Origin of the sequence: Gluconobacter sp. P1D12_c, assembly GCF_018812105.1 — a bacterium.
GTDB lineage: Bacteria > Pseudomonadota > Alphaproteobacteria > Acetobacterales > Acetobacteraceae > Gluconobacter > Gluconobacter oxydans_A.
Map to the genome: position 1 here is coordinate 55,024 of NZ_JACSIQ010000001.1, position 18,010 is coordinate 73,033.

Here is an 18,010-nt window from a genome sequence, read left to right on the forward strand (position 1 = left end):
CTGTACCTTTTCGGATAGCAATTGCCGGAACCACGCTCCTCACAGGGCTGCTGGCAACTGATGTGTGTGCTGCCGATAATGCGCCATCCAGCGAGCTCCAAAAGAAGATTTCCAAAAAATCTGAAAAGAGAGCTATTCAAACCAAAGACAAACCCGCTGAACACGTCACTGTCATGGGGCACCTAGATCAAGCCCGCGGACGTATCTTCCCCGGCCTGGGCGCAGTCTCCTACGGCATCGATCAACGACAGATCCAGGCTACGCCTCAGGGGCAGAATGCTTCTTTCAGCCAGATTATGCTCAGAATGCCTGGCGTCGTGCAGGACAGCTACGGAGAAGTGCATGTCCGTGGGGAACATGGCGGCCTGACTTACCGGGTCAACGGTGTCCTGCTTCCCGAGGGCCTGAATGGTTTTGGTCAGGAACTGGATACACGCATTATCCAATCGGTTGACCTGCTGACGGGAACCCTCCCCGCTCAATTCGGGTTCCGTACGGCCGGCATTGTGGACGTGCATACAAAGAGCGGGTCCACCCTGAAAAATAACCAGCTTTCACTCTATGGCGGCAGCTACAACACTTTTGAACCGTCCTTACAATTGGGCGGTTCAAAAGGGCGCTTTGAATATTTTACGACGCTGTCCATGAACCGGAATAATATTGGTATCGAGAACCCAACCGCGTCCTTCCGCGCAACGCATGACACAACGCAGCAGGAAAAGGCGTTTGGCTATTTTTCATGGAAGCTAAACGACACCGACCGTATCTCACTCCTGACAAGTGCATCTTACGCAGATTTTGAACTTCCAAACACGACAGGCCTGCAACCGGTTTATCAACTTGCAGGAACAGACTGGTCACATCCCTCTGTGCAATCACGCTTTCTGGATGACAGCCAGACAGAGCAAAACTATTACGCAGTCGTTTCATACCAGCACAGCGCCGACAAACTGAACCTTCAGCTCTCACCGTATTTTCGTTACGGGCGCATCGATTATACGCCAGACCCGGCTCGGGACCTTATTTTTCAGGGTGTGGCTGAACACGAGGTCAATGACTTTACAACTGGCGGCGCACAATTCGATTTGTCTTATGATATCGCTCCGCACCATACCCTTCGGGCCGGTCTTCTGGGTCAATACACCTCCGAGCGCCTCGATACTGACTCTCTTGCATTCCCGGTAGACGAAACTGGCCAACAGACTTCGTCTACCCCTCTCCGGCTGATAGACAACACGGGCAACTGGTCCGTTGAAGCTGGGGCTTACCTTCAGGATGAATATCGCATCACCCGCAAGCTCACTTTCAATTATGGTATTCGCTACGACCGGTTTGCATCGTCTTTTGGAAACGAAGGACAATTCAGCCCGCGCGCCAACCTGGTGTGGAAGCCGTTCCGAAGCACGACCTTGCACATCGGCTACTCCAGGTTCTTCGCACCGCCTTCTCCACAGTACGTTTATCCTTCAACACTGGCGCGTTTTGCAGGGACCACAAATGCCGCAGCCAATTTGACAGATACGCCCACGAAAGTTGAAACCTCCAATTACGTGGACGCTGGCATTCTCCAGCATATTACCCCCGAATTACAGATTACAATCGACGCCTACAGCAAGTGGGCACACAATCTTACAGATCTTGGACAATTTGGCCGCGCTGTTATCCTCGCGCCATTCAGCTATCGCCGAGGTCACGTCTATGGTGCCGAGTTTGGAAGCTCCTGGAGGCGCGGCCCCTGGTCTCTATTTGGCAATTTCTCGTTTGTGAAAACGGCAGCTCAAGAAATCAACTCCGCCGAGTACCAGTTCGATCCGGAAGAATTGAGCTACATTCGCGCACATGCCATCCAGTTAGACCACCAGGGACAGTATACGGCCAGCACTGGCGCATCCTATTCCAGCAAGCATCACCTGGCTTATATAGATTTCCTGTATGGATACGGCCTGCGGAGTGGCTTTGCCAATCTTGATAAACAGCCCCAGTACGACATTTTTAACGTCGGATACCAGTACACTTTCACCCGCGTCCCGCTGGGGCATGATCTGAAAGTTCGCGCTGACATCGTAAATCTGTTCGACAAACGCTACCAACTTCGAGACGGTAGCGGCGTCGGCATTTATCAGGCGCAATACGGACAACGACGAGGCACTTATTTCTCACTCGTGTCCGATTTCTGAAAACACCCTAGCCTCAGGCCCGCTCAGGGTCTGAGGGAAGTCCTTTACGACGCAGCACAGGCTGACCGGCCTCGGGGCGCACCGCCCAGAGCATCAAAAAGGCTCCATAAAGAATTGCAAATGCATCTACTGCCAAAGCTGAATCCTGCATGCGTGATAATGGTGTAACCACAAGTGCGGAAATCGGCATCATCCATGTCAGAATCGCCGAAACTATCAGTAAAATGCGAATAGCTTCCCGCTCCCTAAGCCAGAACGCCACCCCATTGCACAGCAGGAAAATCCCGAAATAAACAAGCTGCACAGTGACCGTTTGACTGCTAGCGGGCAGCAGAGGCGCCGCGCACAACACAGCTGATATACCGGCTACACACCCAAGCGAACATCCGATCGTCAAAGCACAGAGTATTCGTGTTGATTTTGTATCCTCTACACGTCCTGTTCCGCGCTCACGACGCCTGCGCGACACCACCCAGAGCTGGTTGCCCGCATAGAACATAAATGCGCCACCAAGCCCAAGAAGCACATATCCCCACCGTACACTTTCTCCGCCAAAACTGCCAAAATGCAGAACGAAGAATGATGTCAGCACGGACTGCGACCAGCTCTGATGACCGGGCATATACTCGGTAGACATGAGCCTGCCGCTATATGGATCGACGCCCGCAAATCCTCCACCCGCCCCACGCGCGCCATAGCGTGGGTCTCGTCCCGTTATTCTGAGAGCCAAATGACCACCATGAGCGCTGCTATAAGCCAGAGTATCGGGAATGAACCCCGGCGCTTGTGTCGCAACAGTTTTAATAATCTGATCTGGATCGAGAGGCTTCCGTAGCTCTGCGGCTGGACCATGAGAATGCGGCCCATGACTAGGGCCTGCTGGACCATGCTGAGCCTGCGGGTGTTGTATCAGGAGCGCCTGCTCCGCCATGTAGATCTCATCATGAAATGCAAACACCACTGAGGTGAGCGCCATGATGATATGAAAAGGCAGAGAAAACAGGCCCAGCATACTATGCATGTCGAGCCACATTCTTTTGACGTTTTGACCCAGTCGAATTGCAAACAGGTTTTTCACAAGCCCTGGAATTACGATGAGCGTCCCTGAAATCAGGGCCACCGCATAAAGCAACGCGACCACGCCCATAAGGAGCCGCCCGGCCTCATGAGGCATGGAAAGCCCGACCTGCTGATGAAGCATATTGATGAAATGTGCGGCCTGTGAAGGCTCCTGACGCACTGTTACCAAAGAGCCATCCGGTGCCAACGCTGAAAAATTGGCAAAAGACGGGCCGTGCATCCGCTCTGGCATTCCCCAAATCAAGGACGCGGGCTGAGAAGGCGTTGGATGCAAAACAATCGTATAATTACGTTGCGCTTCCGGATGCTCAGAAAATGTCTTTTCCAGCAGTTCTGGCATTTTCTCCAGTGATACTGGCGGCGGCAAAGCCACTGGTGCCGATGCCCAATCCTGCAAAGGCCGCTCGAACATCGTTGCTGATCCGGCATAAAATGCCACGAACAGGAAAAGGCCACAGACAATCCCGACCCAGCTATGGATTTCCCGATACATGCGGACAATGTCAGCGCGGATTTTCACGACATCATACTCCGCACACCCATATAAATAGCCCAGAGAACAGCATTCGCTATTCCAAGCGTTCCCCACGCACGCCAGCCTGATCGAAACAGAAAGCAAGTCCCGAGAACTCCCGTCCAAACCGGAACTACGAGCCACATCAGGAACTGTGAACTAACTGCCCTAGGCTGCCCGTCAACATGCGCGAGTAGACCGAGAATGCCCATCAGAGCAAAGGAAAGCGTGAGTCCAAGGATAAAACCGGCGCTCGCTTTGGGAAACCAGTTACGACTGCTTAGCATCACGGGAGTGGATGTCATGACATCCTCCTTCGCCAAACCGCGGCAGCCAGAGGAATCAAAGACCAGACAATCATAATAAGCGTCAGAAACTCGGAAACTGCGGTGCCGCTACCTTCGCTTGCGAGCAGCATGAGCAAGGATGCACAAAGCAGCGTGCTTCCGGAAATCATACAGAGCCGAAATGCTGGACGCTTCTTACACAATTGTTGAGCAGGCGACGCCATATAGAGCATAAGCGCACCACCTGCCCCCAGAACCGCCGCGACCCATATCGTTATCATAACGTTTTACTCGAATTACCAACGATATTCCAAACGAGCAGTCAGATTACGACCCTGCCCATAATAGCAGGCGGACACGGCTGTGCAGGTCGCAACAAAACGCTTGTTGGCGATGTTTCGGGCATTAAAGGAAAAGGACAATCCTTTGTAGCGCGGATGAGCCGTCGCGAAATCATACCGAAGGAACAGATCGAACAGCGTATAATCCGGAATATGCAGAGTGTTTGCCGTATCCCCGTAGCTTGTGCCTGTATAACGCACACCACCGCCGAGACCGACACCCGCAAAAGTGCCGTGCTGGATGCGCTGGTCTACGAAGAGAGACGCCATCCACTTTGGGGCCTGCCCAAGATAATTACCAACCTGAGATGCCGTATTGGAACGAGTAATCTTCGCTTCGCTGCGGGTACCGGTAAAGATCACCGACATGTCCCACGGCAGGTTTGCCTTGCCTTCAAGTTCCAGTCCACGAACGCGCCCCTGCCCTGTCTGGACCAGGCACGTTGATGTGCCACAGAGTGTGCCGTTCGGATCATAAGTGGTCATATTGTTTTGGGTAATCTGGTATCCACCAAAAGTGACATAGATACTCTTCCCGTACTGATACCGAATACCACCTTCATACTGATCACCAGTTGTCGGCTTAAAGGCCTTTCCCCCCAATGACGTGGATGGATCAGAGACTTGTGGCTGAAACGACTGAGCGTAGCTGAAATAGGGCACGAGACCGTTATCAAACAGATAAACGGCACCTGCTCGCCAGGTGAATGCATTGGAATTCGTGATGTACCTAGATTTGGTGAGAACATTGAGCGTGTTATCGCGCGCCCAATCCTGACGTCCACCAATCGTGACCCGAAGGCGGTTGAACTTCAACTGATCCTGAAAATAAATTCCGTTCTGGCTGCTAATGGTTGCCGTATAGACCTGCGGGCTCAGATTGTCTGAATACCCAGCACTCCCACGTGCTTTCGGATTAAAGATATTCAGGATCGGCAGAACATAGGAAGACGCCACCAGATCGCGGCTATGCCGCCAGTTCGTATAGAAATAATCAGTGCCAACCAGGAGTAGATGCCGCACAGGACCTGTACGGACATGCCCTTCAAGTTGCGTATCCGTCGTAACACCCTGAGACTGCCCCCGGCCTTCCACAGCACGTCGATTAACCGTTTCGCCTGCAACACATCCAGCCACTGTCGCCGCGCATTTGGCTAGCGTATCGCCAGAAAGCACCGTCGCTCTGTAAAGCGTGTTCAGATACGTGTAACGTGTATTATTTCGGACCGTCAGGAAACGGTTGAATTTATGCTCCAGAAATGAGCCTGCCAAAGCTTGGTTTCGGTCAAACGTATCCCAATTCGGCTCACCAATATTTGCATCATTCGCGATATGGCGCCCCTTGGATGCATACAGCGTGCCCGTTGCTGGCAGGAACTGGAATGTGGAGCCACCCTGATCCCGCTGATACTGTGCAAGCAAAGTCCAGACCGTCTTGGGTGTAATTTTCCAGGTCAGGCTCGGGGAGATGTAGTAACGGCCGGTCCGTACTTCATTGACCTGAGTATCACCATATCGAGCAAGGCCGACAATCCGGCCTGTCAATGCCCCATCGTGCGTCAGTCGGCCAGACACATCCCCGGAGGCTTGCCCCTGCCAGTTGGACAGGTTGGTAAATCCGCTGCTCTGTAAAAAGAACTCGCCTTCGCTCTTTTCCGTCGGGCGCTTCGTCACAAGGTTGACTACGCCCCCTGGTGCCGTCTGACCATAAAGAGCGCCGGAAGGCCCCTTCAGGACTTCAATCTGCTGAAGTGCAAACGGATCAAAGGACGTTCTGGTCCACTGCCCGCCTGATGGCAGACGCAATCCATCGACAAAGTTGTTGTTGGATGAAAAACCACCTGCACCAAACCCACGGACAGATACTTCATCCACTCGACTGTCGATGCCGGATGGCTCAGCCTGTACTCCCGCAGTATAGGCCAGCGCATCCGCAATTGTCGGAGATGCGCGCAGTTCGATTTCTTCGCGGCTGACGATGGAAATGGACTGGGGCGATTCAATAATCGGTGTGCGTGTCTTTGTCGCAGAAGACGCATGGGACATGCCGGTCGCCGTCACGACAATAACTTCCGCTTTGGACTTTGGCGGCTGTCCAGTCTTCTGAAGTTGTTTCTGGCCCTTGGACTGAGCTTCATCCGTAACAACAGACGTATCTGCACCTGTAGCGGCGGAAGTCAGTCCTGCCAGCACAAGAGCGGGAAAGACAGTATATTTGACGACAGAAAAAGACATGCTGGCCCACCGAGAGAGGATCGGAACTTGGAGCCCTCATATTTGCAATTGATAATTATTGTCAATTAGATGTTATCAAGGAAATTGCATCAAAGAATGCCTAACCCCACCACAGCCAGATATACCTCAATAAATATTATTGTTTTTCAATTATATAGAAGGTGAATACGCTCTCTCCGGTTCAATGACTGGCGCGAAAAACGTTCCATCCCGTATGCTGAACAAGACGCTCAAGGGCCCGTGTTCCCAGCAGCGAATTGCCCTGTGCATTCAAACCCGGTGACCATACCGCAACCGACGCTACACCGGGAACAACGGCCAGAATGCCCCCCCCAACGCCCGACTTTCCTGGCAACCCAACCCTGATCGCAAAAGAGCCGGACCCGTCATAATGTCCACACATCATCATGAGAGCGAGTACGGTCTGGGCATTCCGCGTGGAAATGACGCGCTCGCCCGTTCGGGGATTAATACCGCCCGTCATCAGATAGGTGCCCATTTCCGCAAGCTGCCTGCAACTCATGGTCAACGCGCACTGATGAAAATAGAGGTCCAGCGTTTCATCAACGGGATTATGAATATTCCCGAATGTCCGCATGTAATTGGCCAGAGCCTTGTTGCGAAATCCGGTTTCTTCTTCCTGCCGCGCCACATCCCGGTCAATCAGGATGGTATCCGGATCTGAGCTTATGGGCTTTAGAAATCCCAGAAGCTCACTCTGCGCACCGTCCAGGCCATATTGGGATGTTAGAATGTCCGATACGACAATCGCCCCCGCATTGATGAACGGATTCCTCGGAATGCCGTTTTCACTTTCGAGCTGGATGATCGAATTGAATGCACTCCCTGACGGTTCCTGCCGCACGCGGCTCCAGAGCCCGGCGTCCACCGCATTAAGCGCCAGTGTCAGGCCGAAGACCTTTGAGACGCTCTGAATGGAAAAAGCTTCTTCAGCATCCCCAACAATGTGACTGCCGCCTTCTGCATCGATAATGGCCATTCCAAACCGGCCAAGATCGACGTTTGCCAACGGGGGAATATAGTTTGCCACCTGCCCCCGATCTGTCTCGGCACGCATTTCTTCTGCGATTTCCGTGATAATGGCGGTCAGTGACGGCATGAGGGGTCATCTCCAGTTCAGGCGCTTGTAAGACCTTTCACAGAGCAGCCTATTGAAAAAAGGCGTTTTTTAAAAACAGGAGCCATGCATCTTACGCGCAGCTCTTTATTCAGGGTGAAACAACGCGATGACGAACAACCTCACCCACAATCACGAGCGCGGGGGAAGAGACCTGTGCTTCGGCGGCCTGAGCCGCCATTGTTCCGAGTGTTCCCGTCAACACGCGTTGTCCGGGCTGGGTTCCCCGTTCCACGATGGCTGCCGGCCAGTCTGACGGCAGGCCATTTTTTACCAGACCAGCCATCAGAGCTGGTAACGTCGAAATTCCCATATAAATAACAACAGTCTGACGACGATCCGCCATGTCATCCCAAGGCAGATCGAGCACGCCATCCGCCCGTGCGTGCCCCGTCACAAACAGACACGCCTGAGCACAATCCCTGTGTGTCAGGGGAATGCCCGCATAGGACGCACATCCGCTGGCAGCGGTAATGCCCGGCACAACACGAAAGGACACACCCGCGTCCACTAGCGATTCAATTTCCTCGCCACCGCGCCCGAAGATGAACGGATCGCCCCCCTTCAGACGCAGAACACGCTGACCGGCTTTCGCGTGACGGACCATCTCGCTGTTAATTTCGGACTGTGGCATCGCGTGGCGATTACGCTGCTTGCCCACAAAAATCAGCTCCGCATCCCGTCGAACACGTTCGAGCAACACTTTGGGTAACAGATTATCGTAAAGCACCACGTCAGCATTCTGCATGAAGTGGAGGGCCTTCAATGTCAGAAGATCGGGGTCGCCGGGCCCAGCCCCCACAAGCCAGACCTCGCCAGCAGCCCGCTGTGCTGACAGGAGCACATCAAGCACACTGTCAGCCCGAACCTCATCGCCTGCCAGTGCAGCTTCTGCGCCTGCTCCGTCCAGAAAATCTTCCCAGATCCGTTTCCGATCCTGAACTTCCGGATATTGGGCAGACACCCGCGCCCGGCGCGACTGCATATACGCGGCGAGTTGCCCCGTCCCATGCGGCATCCAGCTTTCAATTTGTTCCCGCAGTCGACGCGCCAGAACCGGTGCTCCACCAGCGGTTGAAATTGCAACACGTACAGCTCCACGCCGAACCTGCGCAGGCGTAATGAACGTGGACGGCTCCGGATCATCAACGGCACAGACTGGAATATTTAACGTGTCAGCAAGAGCAGCCACTACGCGATTGACGCTCCGATCGTCTGTTGCCGCATAGACCAGACGACACCCCGGCATAACAGTCTGTAAAATATCGGCGTCAACGCGACCGCCTACATGCCGCGCCAATCCCGCATCCACCCACTCCTGAACAACGGTATTCAGGGCTTCCGCAACAATCTCGATCTGCGCACCATGATCAAGCAAAAGCCTGCCTTTGTTGACAGCAACTTCGCCACCGCCAACCAGCAATACACGTGCGCCCTCCAGACGAAGGGAAATGGGAAACCAGCCTGTCTCAACCCCGGATGCGGGCATTTCTATATCCATGTGCGTTCAGAATAACAGTTCCAGAACGGAACGCTGTTTCTCTTCCCTACACGCCCACCCCGAACAGGCAAAGACAGGATGCCCTCAGAAAAACCCAAACGACCTTGAGTTCAGGCTTCTCTGTAAACGGTAAGGGTCACCGGTGCCCGTACCCTCCGCCACCACCAACGTAAGGTCCGCCTCGGCCTTCGTGATGATGATGCCCCCGTCCATGATCGTATGGTCCGTAGCACGCCATCAGAGGTGCCATCATGGCAAAAGCAAGCACCATCATTGCAAGACGCTTCATGGGAAAATCCTTTTGAAAGACTGAACCGATAAGATTCCTATTGAGGAAATATGGCTGCTTTCCGGCGACAGTTTCCCCTGATGTGACGCGGCAAGCCCTTGAAGAACCGCTTGCATTTCTGTCCTGCACGGACGGGGAGTTACCATTTTAACCATTTTCGCATATAATTTCGTACGACTGTAGGACAACCGTTCGCCTGCACTCGCCCCAGGAGCGCGACATGATGGCTGAATTTATCGTCAAGGCGATCAAATCGATTCAGAACGGTATGGGTTTTCCAATCCTTCTTGGAATTCTGGTTTTGCTCGTGATCGCCGGATATCTGGTGCTTTACGCACTGGTGATGTGACAGGACGCCATCTTTCAGGATCAGGCCTGACTTTGGCCTCAAATTCCTAATCGTCAGGACCGATTTTGATGACCACACACGAGATCAAGAAGCGTCTCGACTTTCTCCGCGAAGCCTCCAAGCTCAAAGATGTGCTCCGCCGCGCTTTCACTCTGGGTGGTCAAGCTGAAAGCACCGCAGAACACACTTGGGGTCTATGCCTTCTTGTCATGACCTTCGCCGACCAGCTTGAAGGCATCGATCTGCTGCGCCTCCTTAAGATCTGTATTCTCCATGACCTGGGCGAAGCCATCCATGGCGATATTCCGGCCATTTCCGTTGAAGCTTCTAGCAACAAGTCCCAGCAGGAACGTGAAGATCTCCTAACCGTTATGGCTCCTCTTCCCGAGCATTTGAAAGAAGAGTTTCTTGAGCTTTGGGATGAGTACGAAAATGCCTCCAGCCCTGAGGCCAGGATGGCAAAGGCTTTCGACAAACTCGAAACAATTTCCCAACATAATACTGGCATTAACCCGCCAGACTTCGACCATGAATTCAATCTGACTTATGGGCGCCGCTATACCGACCACTCAGCATTAACCCGTGCGATCCGGGACGTCATTGACAGTGAAACCATGCGAAACGCTGAGAAAGTCTGAACATAGACTGACTGTTTCGAAGAATTTTGTTTCTCGACAAAAAGAAACAGTTTCCCCAAAAATACCCCATCATGGTTTCTGCGTCAGGGAATGACCTGATGATCCTTCGCTGCTCCAGACACAAACGGGGCGCATAAACTCGCATTTCCGGGAGATCGGCAGGCCACAGCATGACCAGCCACCATTCTGGCACTCCAGCCGCTACACGCTCCCGATTAAGTCTTAGAAAACTGACGTGCTGCGGTTTCAGCGCCGCCCTCTCCTGCGGCTCAGCCTGGGCACAAAGTACCAATACGGCGGGCACAACCTCATCCAACGCCTCCGGCAGCACGACATCCACAACGGAGCATATCGTCGTTACCGGCCATAAACCGGAAGGAGCCGTCCTTGGTGCGCCAAAACCACTCATGCAGATTAGCGCAGATGAGATTAAGTCCTATGGCGTCGATACCGTAACGGATCTGTTGACCACCATTTCACCTGAGACACGCTCTGGACGGGGAGCAACAGAAAATGCTCCCGTTGTTCTTTTAAACGGCAAACGAATTTCCGGCCTTCAGGAGGTTAATGACCTTCCCTTTGAAGCAATTGCGCGTGTGGAAATTTTTACGGAAGAAGAAGCCCTCCGTTATGGCTACGCCGCAGATCAGCGCGTCGTAAACATCATCACCGTCAAACACTTCCGGTCCGTTCGTGCGCGCGTATATGGCGAAACATCCACGGATGGCGGCGGAGAAAATGGCGCACTTTCCCTTAGTTTCACGCAATTGCAAGACGAACGACGCATCAACCTCAGCGCTCGTTACACGGCCAGCTCCTGGCTGAGAGACAGCCAGCGCAGCGTGGCTCCCCCGGCGGCAAACTCACTCTATGCCACACAGGGCAACCTCAGTACGTCAGATGGTGCGAGTCTGGACCCGGCCCTTGATGCTCTGTCCGGACAGACAGTCACTACGGCAGGCAGCCCATCCTTGCCTTTTGGGCAGGCTGCAACGCTGGACGATATTCTTCCTTACGCGAACAATCCCAATACCAGCACGAATGCCTCAGCGTATACGCTTCAGCCACGCAAACACGAATTGAACCTAAACGGGGTTTACGCTGATCGTATCACTGAAAATATCAGCTCATCTCTCAATGTGAGTTTTGATCATCAAGATCAAATCAGTCTGCAGGGGCTACCGCATGGGGTACTCACGCTGCCTGGCGGAAGTTTCTATTCACCATTTACCCAGTCTGTTCAGCTTTTCCGCAGCTTTGGAAACATCGCCCCCCTTCAGCAGACCGCACACACCGAAACAGGACACGCCGGCCTTAATTTTAATGGCGAGCTCGGGGACTGGAAGTGGAATGCCAAGGGCAGCTACGATTACACTCAAACAGTCACGAACAGCCAGACTGGGCTGTCGCTCACAACGGCCCAAGCAGCCCTGAATTCCAACGACCTTTCTTTCGACCCATGGGCAACAGTTTCTCCAGCCTGGTTAGGCACGCGCCTCGTCAATCACGGTCGCACCACAAGTAATCAGGGTCAGATCAGCGGACTGCTCTCCGGTCCGGTTTTCACGCTTCCTGCTGGAGATGCCTCCACCAGCATTGCAGCCACGGGAACACTCAGCCAGCAAAACGCTGTATCCACCGTCAATACCGTGACATCTCGCGCGGCCATCAGCCGAGATATTGGTACAATTCGGATCAACGGCGACCTTCCGATCGCAAGCCGAAAGAACCACTTTCTGTCTTTTCTTGAAAAGCTGGATGCCAATGTGAACGGTGCGGTCAGCCAGGTGTCCCACTTCGGAACATTGGGAACAGTCGGTGGGGGCGTCACATGGGCGCCTCTCACATGGATCCAGCTGCCGCTCTCCATCACTGAACAGACAGAAGCACCCGCAGCCTCCTCCCTTGTGGCGCCCACAATCGAAACTCCGAACGTCACAACATATGACTATGTGCGTGGAGAGTCCGTTCAGGTCACGACTGTATCTGGAGGCAACCGGAACCTGCGGTCAGCCGATCGACATGAAATCAGTCTTGGTGCCATCCTGTCACCTCCGTTTCTGGACGGATCACGACTGCACATCAATTACGTGCACGACAACACACATAACCCGGTTCTATCTCTACCCACTGCCACCGCAGCCATTCAGGATGCTTTCCCGGATAACTACCAACGAGATGCTGACGGCGTTCTGGAACGTGTGGATTTAAGGCCAGTCAACGCCGACTATGAGAAGCGGACAGAATGGAACACCACTTTCTCGCTTTCACGCCCCTTCGAAAATGAGCCTGACAAAGCGCACCATAAAGGACGGCCAGGCAATACCACGCAGGGTCGGTATTACGTTGTCCTGACCCAGGTCTGGCGGTTGAACGATACTGTGCGATTACGATCCGGCCTCCCCGCGATAGACCTCCTAAACGGCGGAACGATAGGTGGTCTTGGCGGCAAACCCCGTCATGAAGTGGAACTTCAGGCAGGGGCCTATCGAAACGGTATTGGCATCAGGCTGGACGGCAAGTGGCAATCGAGCACATCAACTCTGGGCAGCACGTCCGCAGGCAGCCTGTATTTCAGTAGCCTCGCAACCCTGGATTTTTCGGTTTTCGTTACTTTGGGAGACGTCCCCCGCTGGAAACACAGCGATTGGGCTCAGAATTTTAGAATCATGTTGTCGTTGGATAATGTCTCGAACAACCGCATTCACGTTCATAACGGAACCGGCGCCACACCGGCTGGATACCAGCCCGCCTTCATGGATCCCATGGGGCGGACTATCGGGTTGTCCCTTCGAAAATCGCTCTAAAATCGATCATCACGCCTTCTTGGCACTGCCGTCCAAAGATGTGCGGAAGGTTAGATTACACACTGACACAGAACGCGAGCTTGCCTTCAAACAGTTGAGATCCTTGCAATTCTGCAGATTTCTCGCGTGTAGGCCTCGTCCCCAAACGGTCCATGTTCATCTCTCCGTAGAGGTGAATGCAACGTTTGGTCATAAAATGTGAGTTTAGATTTTCTCTTGAGACCCTATGTGTGAAGCAGATTTATGACAACGATTTGACAGCCATGAAAGTTTCCTGCGCCTGATGTCGGCCGAAGAACCGCCTTTACAACTCCCGAAAGTGGCCGGTATCCGACGCGTCATGAGCAATGTTGGTGTGTTGCTTGGAGGACGTGTCGTGAATGCGCCCCTGAGCCTCCTCCATATCTGGATGGCAACACATTTCCTTGGAAGTTATGGCTTTGGTCTCATCGCCATGATGTACGCCTTCGCGCGTACCATGGGCGATCTGGTCGATTTCCAGTCCTGGCAGACAGTGCTGAAATATGGCCTTCGCCCGCTGACGGACGGAGACCGGAAAGGGTTTCAGCGCGTCATAGCGTTCAGTTTTCTGCTGGATGGTCTTGGAGGGTTGCTTGGGTTTTCTGGCGGCCTGTTCATCAGTATCTTTGCTATGAAAATGCTGGACTGGCCGCCTGAAATTCACCAGACAGGGACGATATTCTGCCTGTCGATCCTGTTCATGGCATCCGCCACACCCACAGGTCTTCTGCGCATCTTCAACAGATATGATCTGATTTCCATTCAGGGCGTCGTCGCCACTCTCGTTCGCGTCGTGGGTACTTTTTTCCTCGCCGTTAAAGGCGCGTCCGTACCAGCATTGGCATTCGTGTGGATGTTCGCCGAATTTGCAGCTTGGGCAACACTCGGGTTTATGGCCGTCCGGGAGTTGATCCGCCGAGACCTGATGCGTGGACTGACAAAAGAACTAGGCGATCTGATCCCTGACCTGCTGAATGGGCATTTCTTTCGAACCCATCGCGGTATCAGGCGCTTTGCGCTTTCCACAAACCTCAATTCTGCCCTGGCTCTGACCTTCGGGCATATTGGAACGCTTGTAGTGGGAGCGTTCGTTGGCCCCGCAGGTGCCGGGTATTATCGGGTAGCCAGCCAGATTGCCGCGGGGATCGCCAAGCCAGCCGCACTGATTCAAACAACCGTGTACCCGGAAATGGCACGCCTTTGGCGTGATCGCGCGACAACCAAGCTTTACCGCCTGACCATTCAGGTAGCTCTTGCCGCCGGTGGGATCGGGACAGTTCTTCTTGCCGTGACCCTCCTGGCAGGGCGCCCCCTTTTACAGCTTTATATCGGCCCAACAGGTGCAACGCAGACGATGCCAGTTACACTCTGGCTTCTCGCGGCGGAAGTTGTTGCTGTCTGGGGCCTTCCGCTCGAACCCCTCCTGTTCACAACAGACCGCTCCGGCGCTGCGACATCTGTGCGTTTCCTGGACTTTCTTGTGTTTTTTCCTGGGCTTGTTCTCGTTGTCCGCAGATACGGTCTTGATGGCGTTGGCCCCATTACACTCTGCGGGGTCATGCTCCTGATCGGACTTCAGCTTCTTCTGGTTCTTCGTAAGCCCTCTCTGCGCACGATTTCCCAACCATGAAAGTCGTCTTTCCCTTAATCGCCCAGCGACACCAGACGCTACACGCTCTACCAATCGCACTGGAAATGTCAGCTCGACATCCAGAAGTCGCCGTCCATATTGCGTGCCTGACAGCAAGTCATCTCGAACTCGCACGTTCGTTGGCTACGCTCTATCCGGAGTCTCGCGTTCAGTTTGACCTGCTTCCGATTTCAGATGCACTTCGGCATCGGATTGAAGCACAGGGGCTACGAGTCCTTGACCGCCTCATGGGGCTGTTTTTCTCCCGGAAGTATTTCAAGGGCTTCGATGCCATCATCGTTCCTGAAGCGACCTCTCTTCAGCTTCGACACATGGGCGTTCGGACACCCCGTATGATCTGGACGGGCCATGGGGCCGGAGATCGTGCCATCGGCTTTGCCAAACATCTCAGAAAATTTGATTATCTTCTGGTTCCCGGCCGTAAAGTCGAAGAGCGGATGCTGGAAAAAGGGATCATCCGTCCCGGCTTCTATCACCGTGGCACATATGCAAAGTTTGATCTGGTTCGCCGGATGCATGCACGTCGACCACCGCTTTTTAATAACGGTCGTCCGACAATCCTGTATAATCCGCATTTCGTGCAGCGTTTCTCGTCATGGCGCATGATGGGCAAGAAGCTGCTTGATTTTTTTGCAGCACAGGATCAGTACAATCTGATCTTTGCTCCTCATTTCCGGCTGTTTGATAACCATCGCCCGGAAGGAGAAGCCCTCAGACGAGAATATGCGGGTCTGTCCCATATGCTAATCGACCCAGGGAGCGAACGAAGTATCGACATGACCTATACCATGGGCGCAGACCTCTATCTCGGGGATGTCAGCAGTCAGGTGGCGGAATTCATGATACGACCGCGCCCATGCCTGTTTCTCAACGCTCACGAAGCAGCCTGGCAGGATAACCCCAATTATCAGTCTTGGACGCTTGGCCCGGTGACGGATAATATTGCCAATCCTGAACAGGAAATCATGAAGGCGTTCGATACACACTCACGTTTTCTTGAGACCCAGCGCCAATATGTACTAGAGACATTCGAAACTTTGGGCGAACAGCCCACGGCACCCGCCGCAGCGGACGCCATAGTTAACTTTCTACACAAGGCCGCCTGATGTCCGGCGATCCTAATGGAGCTAGTCTAGGTTTGACCGAGGACACCCAGAACCCAACTCTTCCCTCCGCTCCGACGCCGAGCCGCTCTGGCCTGACCAGACGGTACGGGGACTTCACGAGCTTTGCCGCAGCCCTGGACTATGCAGCCCAGGGCGAGAGTGGATTCAATATCTACTCTGGCCGCGGGCAACTGCTGGAAGCCTTGCCGTATCGAACGCTCCGCGAACAGGCAATTTCCATGGCCCAGCGTCTGCTTGGCCTTGGACTGGCAGCAGGAGACCGGGTGGCCATCGTCGCAGAAAGCGATGGTGACTTTGCCCGTATCTTCTTCGGTTGCCAGTATGCAGGGCTCGTTCCAGCTCCGCTGCCGCTTCCTGTCGCTTTTGGTGGACGTGAAGGATATGTTTCCACCCTTCGTGGCATGATTCAGAGCGCTGCAGCACGTGCGGTTGTGGTTCCGGACGTAATCGGAAGCTGGACATCGGAGATCGTTGAAGGGCTGGATCTGGTTTTCGGCGGCTCCCCCGCTGACCTCTACCGTCATGCTGAAGCCAATGTAGAGCTTCCGGAAATTAAATCCGAAAATCTGTCCTATCTCCAGTTTTCATCCGGCAGCACGCGTTTCCCAATGGGCGTTTCTGTCACTCAGGCTGCTGGAATGGCCAATGCACGCGCAATTGCCCGTGACGGTCTCAAGGTTTATCCCGCAGAAGATCCCCGCGATGATCGCTGCGTGTCCTGGCTGCCACTCTACCATGACATGGGCTTGGTCGGATTTTTCCTGACTCCCCTGACATGCCAGTTGACGGTTGATCTGCTGCCGACCCGCGAATTCGCACGTCGCCCCCATGTGTGGCTGGACCTGATTTCGCGCAATCGCGGCACGATCGCCTACAGCCCCTCCTTTGGCTACGAGCTATGTTCGCGTCGCAGTGGCCAGGCCGATCTGGACCTCTCCTGCTGGCGCATTGCGGGGATCGGCGGCGACATGATCCGCCACCATATCCTCGAAGGCTTTGCCGAGCGTTTTGAGTCCAATGGATTTGATGCCCGCGCATTCGTCGCGAGCTACGGTATGGCCGAAGCGACGCTGGCCATCAGCTTTGCCCCGCTCAACACCGGCATTCAGACTGACACGATCGATCTGCGCACGCTGGAAAAAGACGGCCTCGCACAGCCCTCCAATGATCCTTCTCACGCGCTCCGCACTTTTGTGCTTTGCGGTGAAGCACTTCCTGAGCACGAGATTGAAGTCCGTGACCCGCTCGGTAACATTCAGCCTGAGCGTCACGTTGGCTGTGTTTTCGTCCGTGGACCGAGCCTCATGTGCGGCTATTTCCGCCGCCCCGAAGAGACCGAAGCCGTTCTAGATGCTGATGGCTGGCTGAACACTGGCGATCTTGGCTACCACCTGAACGGCCAAATTGTCGTAACGGGCCGCGCCAAGGACCTTATCATCATCAACGGCCGGAATATCTGGCCGCAGGATCTGGAATGGTCTGCCGAGAGCGAGATCAGCACACTTCGGTCCCGTGATGTCGCAGTCTTCTCCCTGGAAACGGAAACAGGTGAGAATATCGTGGCACTTGTTCAGTGCCGTGCAACCGAAGAAGAAAACCGCAACACGCTCCGTGATGAAGTCACGAGCCTGTTCCGCCGGCAGCATGGTGTGGACGTGCAGGTTATTCTGGTTCCGCCCCGCACCCTTCCACAGACGTCTTCCGGCAAGCTGACGCGTGCCCGTGCCAAGACAATGCTTCTGTCAGGTCAGTTCGATCTACAGACCGAGCCAACCAACTCCGCAGCCTGACGGACACACCTGACCGCTTTTCCTCTCCCTGCTCAGGGAGGGGGTGGCGAACAGACGTGCTTTGA

The 18,010-nt window shown here is 54.1% G+C and carries 13 protein-coding genes; 7 read left to right on the forward strand and 6 right to left on the reverse strand.

The window, feature by feature from the left end:
• Positions 1-173 precede the first annotated feature (173 nt).
• On the forward strand, positions 174-2,177 hold the full coding sequence (locus KP705_RS00255) for a TonB-dependent receptor (RefSeq protein ID WP_252348150.1): 2,004 nt from the start codon (positions 174-176) through the stop codon (positions 2,175-2,177).
• Positions 2,178-2,190: 13 nt separating this feature from the next.
• On the opposite strand, the gene KP705_RS00260 is transcribed toward KP705_RS00255, so the two are convergent.
• From KP705_RS00260 to KP705_RS00285, 6 genes are all read right to left on the reverse strand, one after another.
• Positions 2,191-3,777, reverse strand: a complete 1,587-nt coding sequence (locus tag KP705_RS00260) for a PepSY domain-containing protein (RefSeq protein ID WP_046899516.1) — start codon at positions 3,775-3,777, stop codon at positions 2,191-2,193.
• Positions 3,774-4,076, reverse strand: a complete 303-nt coding sequence (locus tag KP705_RS00265; RefSeq protein ID WP_046899517.1) for a hypothetical protein — start codon at positions 4,074-4,076, stop codon at positions 3,774-3,776. Before KP705_RS00265 ends, KP705_RS00260 begins: the two co-directional genes overlap by 4 nt.
• Positions 4,077-4,354: 278 nt before the next feature.
• The gene (locus tag KP705_RS00270; RefSeq protein WP_064274102.1) at positions 4,355-6,634 is read right to left on the reverse strand and encodes a TonB-dependent siderophore receptor; all 2,280 of its coding nucleotides are present in this window, start codon (positions 6,632-6,634) and stop codon (positions 4,355-4,357) included.
• Positions 6,635-6,815: 181 nt separating this feature from the next.
• Positions 6,816-7,754 (reverse strand): glutaminase, encoded by a 939-nt coding sequence (locus KP705_RS00275; RefSeq protein WP_203548628.1) that lies wholly within the window; start codon positions 7,752-7,754, stop codon positions 6,816-6,818.
• Positions 7,755-7,863: 109 nt separating this feature from the next.
• The gene (cysG, locus tag KP705_RS00280; protein ID WP_235271696.1) at positions 7,864-9,261 is read right to left on the reverse strand and encodes a siroheme synthase CysG; all 1,398 of its coding nucleotides are present in this window, start codon (positions 9,259-9,261) and stop codon (positions 7,864-7,866) included.
• Positions 9,262-9,409: 148 nt separating this feature from the next.
• Positions 9,410-9,562: a hypothetical protein gene (locus tag KP705_RS00285; RefSeq protein ID WP_200898298.1), complete on the reverse strand. Its 153-nt coding sequence runs from the start codon at positions 9,560-9,562 to the stop codon at positions 9,410-9,412.
• Between the two features lie 220 nt (positions 9,563-9,782).
• Here KP705_RS00285 and KP705_RS20600 point away from each other — a divergent pair, with 220 nt between their 5' ends.
• From KP705_RS20600 to KP705_RS00310, 6 genes are all read left to right on the forward strand, one after another.
• Complete coding sequence (locus KP705_RS20600; RefSeq protein WP_256445572.1) at positions 9,783-9,911, forward strand: hypothetical protein; 129 nt, start codon at positions 9,783-9,785, stop codon at positions 9,909-9,911.
• A gap of 68 nt (positions 9,912-9,979) precedes the next feature.
• Complete coding sequence (locus tag KP705_RS00290; protein ID WP_046899522.1) at positions 9,980-10,549, forward strand: HD family hydrolase; 570 nt, start codon at positions 9,980-9,982, stop codon at positions 10,547-10,549.
• Positions 10,550-10,719: 170 nt separating this feature from the next.
• On the forward strand, positions 10,720-13,356 hold the full coding sequence (locus KP705_RS00295) for a TonB-dependent receptor plug domain-containing protein (protein ID WP_215763801.1): 2,637 nt from the start codon (positions 10,720-10,722) through the stop codon (positions 13,354-13,356).
• 283 nt (positions 13,357-13,639) lie between these two features.
• Positions 13,640-15,007, forward strand: a complete 1,368-nt coding sequence (locus KP705_RS00300) for a lipopolysaccharide biosynthesis protein (RefSeq protein ID WP_215763802.1) — start codon at positions 13,640-13,642, stop codon at positions 15,005-15,007.
• Entirely contained in the window at positions 15,004-16,134 is a 1,131-nt protein-coding gene (locus KP705_RS00305; RefSeq protein WP_046899526.1) for a hypothetical protein, read from the forward strand. Before KP705_RS00300 ends, KP705_RS00305 begins: the two co-directional genes overlap by 4 nt.
• On the forward strand, positions 16,134-17,945 hold the full coding sequence (locus tag KP705_RS00310; RefSeq protein WP_198150456.1) for a fatty acyl-AMP ligase: 1,812 nt from the start codon (positions 16,134-16,136) through the stop codon (positions 17,943-17,945). The genes KP705_RS00305 and KP705_RS00310 overlap by 1 nt, the downstream gene beginning before the upstream one ends.
• Positions 17,946-18,010: the final 65 nt, after the last annotated feature.

What these genes read in the sequence shown, in the direction of transcription:
- KP705_RS00305 (WP_046899526.1), top strand. Translation starts at nt 15,004, where the DNA reads ATGAAAGTCGTCTTTCCCTTAATCGCCCAGCGACACCAGACGCTACAC.
- KP705_RS00275 (WP_203548628.1), bottom strand. Translation starts at nt 7,754, where the DNA reads ATGCCGTCACTGACCGCCATTATCACGGAAATCGCAGAAGAAATGCGT.
- KP705_RS00255 (WP_252348150.1), top strand. Translation starts at nt 174, where the DNA reads ATGGGGCACCTAGATCAAGCCCGCGGACGTATCTTCCCCGGCCTGGGC.
- KP705_RS00300 (WP_215763802.1), top strand. Translation starts at nt 13,640, where the DNA reads ATGTCGGCCGAAGAACCGCCTTTACAACTCCCGAAAGTGGCCGGTATC.
- KP705_RS00285 (WP_200898298.1), bottom strand. Translation starts at nt 9,562, where the DNA reads ATGAAGCGTCTTGCAATGATGGTGCTTGCTTTTGCCATGATGGCACCT.
- KP705_RS20600 (WP_256445572.1), top strand. Translation starts at nt 9,783, where the DNA reads ATGATGGCTGAATTTATCGTCAAGGCGATCAAATCGATTCAGAACGGT.
- KP705_RS00310 (WP_198150456.1), top strand. Translation starts at nt 16,134, where the DNA reads ATGTCCGGCGATCCTAATGGAGCTAGTCTAGGTTTGACCGAGGACACC.
- KP705_RS00290 (WP_046899522.1), top strand. Translation starts at nt 9,980, where the DNA reads ATGACCACACACGAGATCAAGAAGCGTCTCGACTTTCTCCGCGAAGCC.
- KP705_RS00265 (WP_046899517.1), bottom strand. Translation starts at nt 4,076, where the DNA reads ATGACATCCACTCCCGTGATGCTAAGCAGTCGTAACTGGTTTCCCAAA.
- cysG (WP_235271696.1), bottom strand. Translation starts at nt 9,261, where the DNA reads ATGCCCGCATCCGGGGTTGAGACAGGCTGGTTTCCCATTTCCCTTCGT.
- KP705_RS00295 (WP_215763801.1), top strand. Translation starts at nt 10,720, where the DNA reads ATGACCAGCCACCATTCTGGCACTCCAGCCGCTACACGCTCCCGATTA.
- KP705_RS00270 (WP_064274102.1), bottom strand. Translation starts at nt 6,634, where the DNA reads ATGTCTTTTTCTGTCGTCAAATATACTGTCTTTCCCGCTCTTGTGCTG.